The organism is Pseudomonas sp. TAE6080, from assembly GCF_018732265.1.
GTDB classification, from domain to species: Bacteria; Pseudomonadota; Gammaproteobacteria; order Pseudomonadales; family Pseudomonadaceae; genus Aquipseudomonas; species Aquipseudomonas brenneri.
This window is the reverse complement of record NZ_JAHIDY010000053.1, coordinates 26,190-33,125: the sequence shown is the minus strand read 5'-3', so window position 1 is coordinate 33,125 and position 6,936 is coordinate 26,190. Positions and strand designations below refer to the sequence as shown.

At 60.0% G+C, this 6,936-nt stretch carries 6 protein-coding genes; 4 read left to right on the top strand and 2 right to left on the bottom strand.

Going from position 1 to position 6,936, the window contains the following annotated elements; translation table 11 throughout:
• Positions 1–175 precede the first annotated feature (175 nt).
• Together KL786_RS26550 and KL786_RS26545 are read right to left on the bottom strand one after the other, a co-directional pair.
• The gene (locus tag KL786_RS26550; RefSeq protein WP_215519463.1) at positions 176–1,108 is read right to left on the bottom strand and encodes a LysR family transcriptional regulator; all 933 of its coding nucleotides are present in this window, start codon (positions 1,106–1,108) and stop codon (positions 176–178) included.
• A 4-nt stretch (positions 1,109–1,112) separates the two neighbouring features.
• On the bottom strand, positions 1,113–1,277 hold the full coding sequence (locus tag KL786_RS26545) for a hypothetical protein (RefSeq protein ID WP_162237646.1): 165 nt from the start codon (positions 1,275–1,277) through the stop codon (positions 1,113–1,115).
• Between KL786_RS26545 and KL786_RS26540 the strand changes: the two genes are divergently transcribed.
• From KL786_RS26540 to KL786_RS26525, 4 genes are read left to right on the top strand one after another with little or no spacing between them, the layout of a single operon-like run.
• Positions 1,235–2,986 carry a DUF1302 domain-containing protein gene (locus tag KL786_RS26540; protein ID WP_458729643.1) on the top strand — a complete coding sequence of 584 codons (1,752 nt, stop codon included), beginning with the start codon at positions 1,235–1,237 and terminating at the stop codon, positions 2,984–2,986. The genes KL786_RS26545 and KL786_RS26540 overlap by 43 nt on opposite strands.
• Before the next feature lie 36 nt (positions 2,987–3,022).
• Complete coding sequence (locus KL786_RS26535) at positions 3,023–4,384, top strand: DUF1329 domain-containing protein (RefSeq protein WP_215519462.1); 1,362 nt, start codon at positions 3,023–3,025, stop codon at positions 4,382–4,384.
• Positions 4,385–4,387: 3 nt separating this feature from the next.
• Positions 4,388–5,692 carry an MFS transporter gene (locus KL786_RS26530; protein WP_215519461.1) on the top strand — a complete coding sequence of 435 codons (1,305 nt, stop codon included), beginning with the start codon at positions 4,388–4,390 and terminating at the stop codon, positions 5,690–5,692.
• 36 nt (positions 5,693–5,728) lie between these two features.
• On the top strand, positions 5,729–6,907 hold the full coding sequence (locus KL786_RS26525; protein ID WP_215519460.1) for a M20 aminoacylase family protein: 1,179 nt from the start codon (positions 5,729–5,731) through the stop codon (positions 6,905–6,907).
• Positions 6,908–6,936: the final 29 nt, after the last annotated feature.

Sequence of the window (6,936 nt, the reverse complement as noted above, 5' to 3'; positions counted from 1 at the left end):
CCCCTGTGGGAGCTGTCGAGCTTTAGCGAGGCTGCGATGGCGGCGGTACAGGCACGGAAGATGTCGCCTGATCCACCGCTATCGCAGCCTCGCCGGTGCTCGACAGCTCCCACATTTATGGACTGCCCCCAGTTTGCTGCGCGACAGCGCTACGTCGAAGAGGTAGTGGGGCCTCCTACAGGTCACCGTGGGCATTGGCAATGATCGAGTCCACCGCCTGCTGGGCAATCGGTGACAGCGTGCGCCCGGCCTGGCACACCACGGCGTTTCTGATGGTCAGCAAGTCGGCTGGCCAGCCCGGTTGGATGAACGGCATCAGGTCCACCAGTAAACCCTCACGCAGGTCCTGCGCAAGCCAGGAGCACCAGGTCAAGAGCAGCGAGTCGCTGGTCAAGGTGGTTTCACGCAGTAGGTTCAGATCGTTGGAGCTCAGGGTCCAGGGCAACAGCGTTCCGGGCGTCAGGTCGAACAAGGCATACAGCGAAGCCTCGTTTGACGGCACGACGCCGCTCCAGGGGTAATCGAGAATCTGCGCCCGCGCAATCGGTTGTGCCTGCCGTGCCAGGGGGTGATCGCTGCGGCAAAAGATCGACGCCGGTTGCGGCGGCAGGTGGGTGATGGAAAAGCGTGGATCGAATTGCTGGTCGGCCCGCAATGTGGCCACGACAAATTCCAGCTGGTCGGTTTCCAGTTGATGGGACAGGTGTTCCCAGAAGTTGACCTGAACATTGAGCACCAGCCGGGGAATGCTTTTACGCAGCTTGACCAGCACGTCTGTGGTGTTGAGGTTGGCGGCCATCGGCGTCACGCCAAACCGCAATTCACCGCCTTCGGTCCCGGCCAGGTCATTGGCCTGGGCCTGCATTCTCTTGGCACAACTGAGCAGCTCATGGGCGCGTCCGATCAGTTGTTTTCCGGCTTCGGTCAGGGTGACGGAGCGTGTATCCCGGTCGAACAAGCGCACCCCCAGGTCGCTCTCCAGCGATTGAATGCTGCGGCTGAATGCAGTCTGTGACAGGTGGGCGCGAGCTGCCGCACGGGAAAAGTGCAACTCCTCGCTCAAATAGACCAGGTGGCGAACCCGCTTCAAGTCGATTGAGTCGTCCACTGCATTAATCTTCCTTCATATTTGCATTGGACACCTTTAACACGCTCCCCGAAGATTCTCCAGCGCCAACATCGCCCGGCAGGCCACGTGCACTGCCTTCAATAATAAAAACGATGGGGAAGTTCTGTGGCAAACCACTTTCAGTTTGATCGAGTGCGGCCCTGTGCATTGACCGCCGTCCTTGCACTCGGCACCAGCATCCAGGCCCAGGCCATCAGCTTCAATGTCGGAGAAATCGAGGGGCAGTTCGACTCGTCGTTGTCCATTGGCAGCAGTTGGGCGTTGCGTAACGCAGACCCGGCTTATGTGGGCACCTGGAACGGCGGGCACGCTTCCAGCCAGAGTGCCGATGATGGACGCATGAATTTTCGTAAAGGTGAGACCTTTTCGAAGATCTTCAAGGGCGTGCACGACTTGCAACTGAGCTACGGTGATACCGGTGTCTTTGTGCGCGGCAAATATTGGTACGACTTCGAGCTCAAGGACGAGAGCCGCCGCTACCTGCCCATCAGCGATAGCAATCGCAAGGAAGCGGCCCAGTCATCCGGTGCGCAAATCCTCGATGCATTCATCTATCACAACTATTTCATCGACGGCCAACCCGGCAATGCGCGGGTGGGCAAACAGGTGGTCAGTTGGGGCGAGAGTACGTTTATCGGTAACGGGATCAACGTGATCAACCCCACCGATGTGGCCGCTTTCCGCCGGCCAGGGGCAGAGATCAAGGAAGGGCTGATCCCGGTGAACATGCTGTTTCTATCCCAGGGCTTGACTGACAGTGTGTCTGCCGAGGTGTTCTACCAGTTGGAGTGGGACCAGACGGTTCTCGATAACTGCGGCACTTTTTTCGGCTCGGACGTGATGGCCGACGGTTGCAGCACGCGCATGGGGTTTTCGCCGCCGTGGGATCCCCGCGGGCAGTATCACTTCACGCGCGGCGCCGATCGTGATGCGCGTGACAGCGGCCAGTTCGGGGTGGCGCTGCGCTGGCAGGCCGAGGCTCTGAACAATACCGAGTTCGGGCTGTATGCCATGAACTATCACAGCCGCGCACCTTTTGTCGGCGGCCGGGTAGGGGACAGCCCATTTGCGGTCAAGCCCGGCACCCAGGCGTCGAGCGCCGAGTACTTTGTCCAATACCCGGAAGATATCCGCCTCTATGGCCTGAGTTTTTCCACCACTCTGGGCACCACCGCCGTCTCCGGTGAGCTGAGCTATCGACCCAACATGCCGCTGTCCCTCAACGGCAGTGATGTGACGATTTCCGCCCTGGCCGGCTCGATGGCGGCGGACCTGGGCAGCCCGATTTTCGCCAGTGGGTTCGCCCGGCCGGTACCCGGCGAAGATTTCCACGGTTATGTGCGCAAACCGGTGAGCCAGGCGCAGGTCACGTTCACTCACTTTATCGACCAGGTGTGGTCGGCCGAACGCCTGACGCTGATTTCCGAGGTGGGTTACAACCATCTTGGCGACCTCAACAGCAGTGCCCTGCGTTTTGGCCGCGACAGCATCTTCGGCAATGGCGATCTGCCGGATAACCGCAATTGCCCGACCATGGCCAACCCGGTCAACCCGCAAAACTGTAATAGCAAAGGGTTCTACACCCGTAACTCCTGGGGTTACCGGGCGCGGGCGATGCTTGACTATCAGAACGTGTTTGCCGGGGTGAATCTCAAGCCCAGCCTGTCCTGGTCCCATGACGTGGAAGGTTACGGCCCCAACTTCAACGAAGGCAGCAAGGCCATCAGTCTTGGCCTGGATGCGGACTTGAAAAATACCTACACGGCGAGCCTGTCCTACACCGATTTCTTTGGGGGTGACTACAACACGGCGACTGATCGTGACTTCGTTTCCCTGAGCATGGGCGTGAGCTTCTGAACCTGCCATCCGATAACAAGAAAAGGATTGAGCCTGATGAATTTTTCGACACCGGTTATATATGGCAGCACGTTGGCGCTGCTGCTCTGCAGTTCGGCGATGGCCGCTGTTTCACCTGAGGAAGCGGCTCGGTTGGGCACCACGTTGACGCCACTGGGCGGCGAAAAAGCCGGCAACGCCGACGGCTCGATCCCGGCCTGGACCGGTGGTTTGCCCAAGGATGCCGGTGCGGTCGACAGTGCCGGGTTCCTGGCCGACCCCTTCGCCAATGAACGAGCGTTGTTCACCATCACTGCGCAGAACGTCGAGCAGTACAAGGGCCGCCTGTCTCCAGGCCAGGTCGGCATGTTCAAGCGTTACCCCGACTACACCATGAATGTTTACCCCACGCACCGCAGCGTCAACGTGCCGCCGGCGATTGTCGAGGCCGCGCGTAAAAATGCCCTGAACACCCGGCTGGTCGCGGGTGGCAACGGTCTGGAAAACTTTACCAAGGCTTATCCGTTCCCCATTCCCAAGGACGGCCTGGAGGTGATCTGGAACCACATCACCCGTTATCGGGGCGACAGCATGAAGCGCCAGATGGTGCAGATCGTGCCGGATGTACGCGGCGTGGGCACGCCAGTGACCTATGACCACCAGTATGTGTTGCGCGAAAGCCTGGCCGATTACGATCCGGCCAAACCGAGCAATGTGCTGTTCTACAACAAGCAGACAGTGATTGCCCCGGCGCGTCTGGCCGGTAACGTCGAGTTGGTGCATGAGACCCTCGATCAGGTCAAGGAGCCACGCCAGGCCTGGATCTACAACGCTGGCCAACGGCGAGTGCGCCGGGCGCCGCAGGTGGCCTATGACGGTCCGGCCGCCAGTACGGATGGCCAGCGGGTGGTCGATAACTACGACATGTTCAATGGCGCGCCGGATCGCTACGACTGGCAGTTGGTCGGCAAGCAGGAACTGTACATTCCCTACAACAGCTACAAACTCGATTCGCCCACGCTCAAGTACGCGGATATCACCAAGGCCGGTCATATCGACCAAGGCTTGGCGCGCTATGAGCTGCACCGGGTCTGGCATGTGGTCGCGACCTTGAAACCGGGCCAGCGGCATGTGTATGCCAAGCGCGATTTCTACATCGACGAGGACTCCTGGCAAGCGGCTGTGATTGACCACTACGACGGACGCAATACCTTGTGGCGCGTGGCTGAAGCCCACCAGCAGTCCTACTACAACCATCAGGTGCCGTTCTACACCGCCGAAACCCTGAATGACATGATCAGCGGGCGGTATCTGGTGCTGGGCCTGAAGAACGAAGAAAAACGCAACTATCAGTTTGATGTGAAAGCACTGGAAGGCGAGTTCACGCCCAATGCCCTGCGTCAGTCCGGGGTGCGCTAAACCATGAAGACGACTTCGGCTCCTTCATCCTCGTTTGACTATGTAGCCCCTGTGCCGGCGGTGCCGTCGCGCGCCAGGACGCGCCGCGTGGTAGTGGCCTCGTCCCTGGGCAACGGCCTGGAAATGTACGACTTCACGGTCTACAGCTTTTTTGCGGTGATTATCGGCCAGCTGTTTTTTCCGGCTGACTCAGCGCTGGCGTCGTTGATGATGTCGCTGGTGACCTTCGCCCTGGGCTTTTTGATCCGGCCCCTGGGCGCGGTGTTGATTGGCCGGTTCGCCGACCGTTATGGGCGCAAGCAGGCGTTGACCCTGACCATCGCCTTGATGACCGTGGGCACCGGCATTATCGCTTTCACTCCGACCTATTCGAGCATTGGCATCTTTGCCACCGTGCTGCTGGTCTTTGGCCGTCTGCTCCAGGGTTTTTCGGCTGGCGGCGAGGTGGGTGCGGCCTCTGCGTTCTTGATGGAATCCGGGCGTACCGATAATCGTTGTTTCATGGTCTGCTGGCAGGGTGCAAGCCAAGGCGCCGCTGCGCTGTTGGGCGCGCTGTCGGGGCTGGTGCTGACCACGATGCTGTCGCAGGAGGCGTTGCACAGCTGGGGCTGGCGTGTGCCGTTCATCATCGGATTGCTGATCGGCCCGGTGGGCTGGTACATCCGCCAGCACCTGGATGAAACCCACGAAAACATCGACAAACCCACGCCATTTCGCGACTTCGTGCGCAATCACGCACGCACCCTGGGGTTGGGCATCCTGCTGATGGCCAGCTCCACCGTGAGTTCATACATGGTGGTGTTCTACATGCCCACCTACCTGACCCGCACGCTGCATTACCCCAGCAGCTTTGCCTTTGGCCTGGTGGCCTTTGCCTGTGTGTTGCTGGCCGTGGTGCCGCCTTTTGCCTCGCGTTTCGCCGATCGCATGCCCCGGCGCAAACCCCTGTTGTATTGGTTGTGCGGCCTGCAAGCGGTGCTGACCTATCCCGCGTTTGTGATGCTCGACCAGCAAAGCACGCTGCTGTGCCTGGTGGCGGTCTCGTTGCTGATTCTGCCCATGGCCATCAGCGGTGGAGCGGGGCTGGCATTGTTGATGGAAGCCTTTTCTCGTGATGACCGGGTGACGGGGCTGTCGATCATCTACAGCTTTGGCGTGACGCTGTTCGGCGGTTTTTCACCGTTGGTCGTGACGTGGCTGATTGCCCTGACTGGCAGCCCGCTGGTACCGGCCTGGTACTTGTGTGGGGCCATCGTTTTAAGCGGCGCTGCACTGCGTTTCTATCCTGAGCACCCAGGGCGCCCCTGAATTTTCTGACCTGAACCCAAGAATAAGGAATCTACCGTGAACTACAGCCCTCTACACACGCGCCTGCAAGACAGTACCGAGCGTTTTGTCACGATCCGCCGCAATATCCACGCCGAGCCTGAGCTTGGGCAGAACACCCGGGAAACAGCGGCTTTGGTCATTGGCTTGCTCGAAGACTGGGGCTACGAAGTACACACCGGCATTGGCGGTTGTGGTGTGGTCGGCGTACTGCGGCGTGGCAGCGGCTCAAAAACCCTGGGGCTGCGGGCTGATATGGATGCGCTGCCCATCGTTGAGAAAAACGGTTTGCCCTGGGCCAGCCGTCGTGAAGGATTGATGCATGCCTGTGGTCACGACGGGCATACGGCAACCTTGCTCGCGGCAGCTGAACAACTGGCGTTGCATGCTGAGTTCGACGGTACGGTGAACGTGATTTTCCAGCCGGATGAAGAGGGCCTGACTGGCGCCAAGGCCATGATGGACGATGGTCTGTTCCGGCGCTTTCCGTGTGATGCGGTGTACGCCTTTCACAATATGCCGGGGTTCCCGGTGGGCCACGCGATCATCAAGAGTGGCGGGGTCATGGCCTCGTCCGAGCGGGTGTGCATCACGCTCACGGGGCGTGGCGGGCATGGGGCGATGCCGGAGCGCAGCATTGATCCGATCCCGGCATTGGCGAGCATCATCACCGCGCTGCAAACCGTGGTGTCGCGCAATATCGGGGTCAACGATTCGGCGGTCATCAGCATTGGCAAGGTGCATGCCGGGACTGCCGTCAACATCATCCCGGAAACGGCCATGCTGGAGTTGAGCGTGCGTACCCTCGACCCGCAGGTGCGTGAGTTCGTCGAGCAAAGAATCCGTGGGATTGTCCTGGGGCAGGCCGCGTCATTTGGCGTCACGGCCCATATCGACTATCAACTGCTGGCGCCTGTGCTGGTCAATACCCCCGCCGAGACTCAACACATGCTGGAGGCGGCCAAGCGGGCCCTGGGCACCGCCAATGTCCTGGAACAAGTGTCGCTAAAGGCCATGGGCAGCGAAGATTTTGCCTGGATGCTGCATGAGGTGCCGGGGTGCTACTTCGGTTTGGGCAATGGCATTGGTGAGTTCAATGGTTGCTCGGTGCATAACGATCACTACGACTTCAATGATGAACTGATCCCACTGGGCGCGGCCTGCTGGGTGGCGCTGGTGGAAGACTACCTGCGCTGAGATCACGCCCCCTGTAGGAGCGAGCTTGC

Bases quoted from the DNA above. Each gene is read 5' to 3' on its own strand.
- KL786_RS26545 (WP_162237646.1), bottom strand. From the start codon at position 1,277: ATGCACAGGGCCGCACTCGATCAAACTGAAAGTGGTTTGCCACAGAAC.
- KL786_RS26535 (WP_215519462.1), top strand. From the start codon at position 3,023: ATGAATTTTTCGACACCGGTTATATATGGCAGCACGTTGGCGCTGCTG.
- KL786_RS26530 (WP_215519461.1), top strand. From the start codon at position 4,388: ATGAAGACGACTTCGGCTCCTTCATCCTCGTTTGACTATGTAGCCCCT.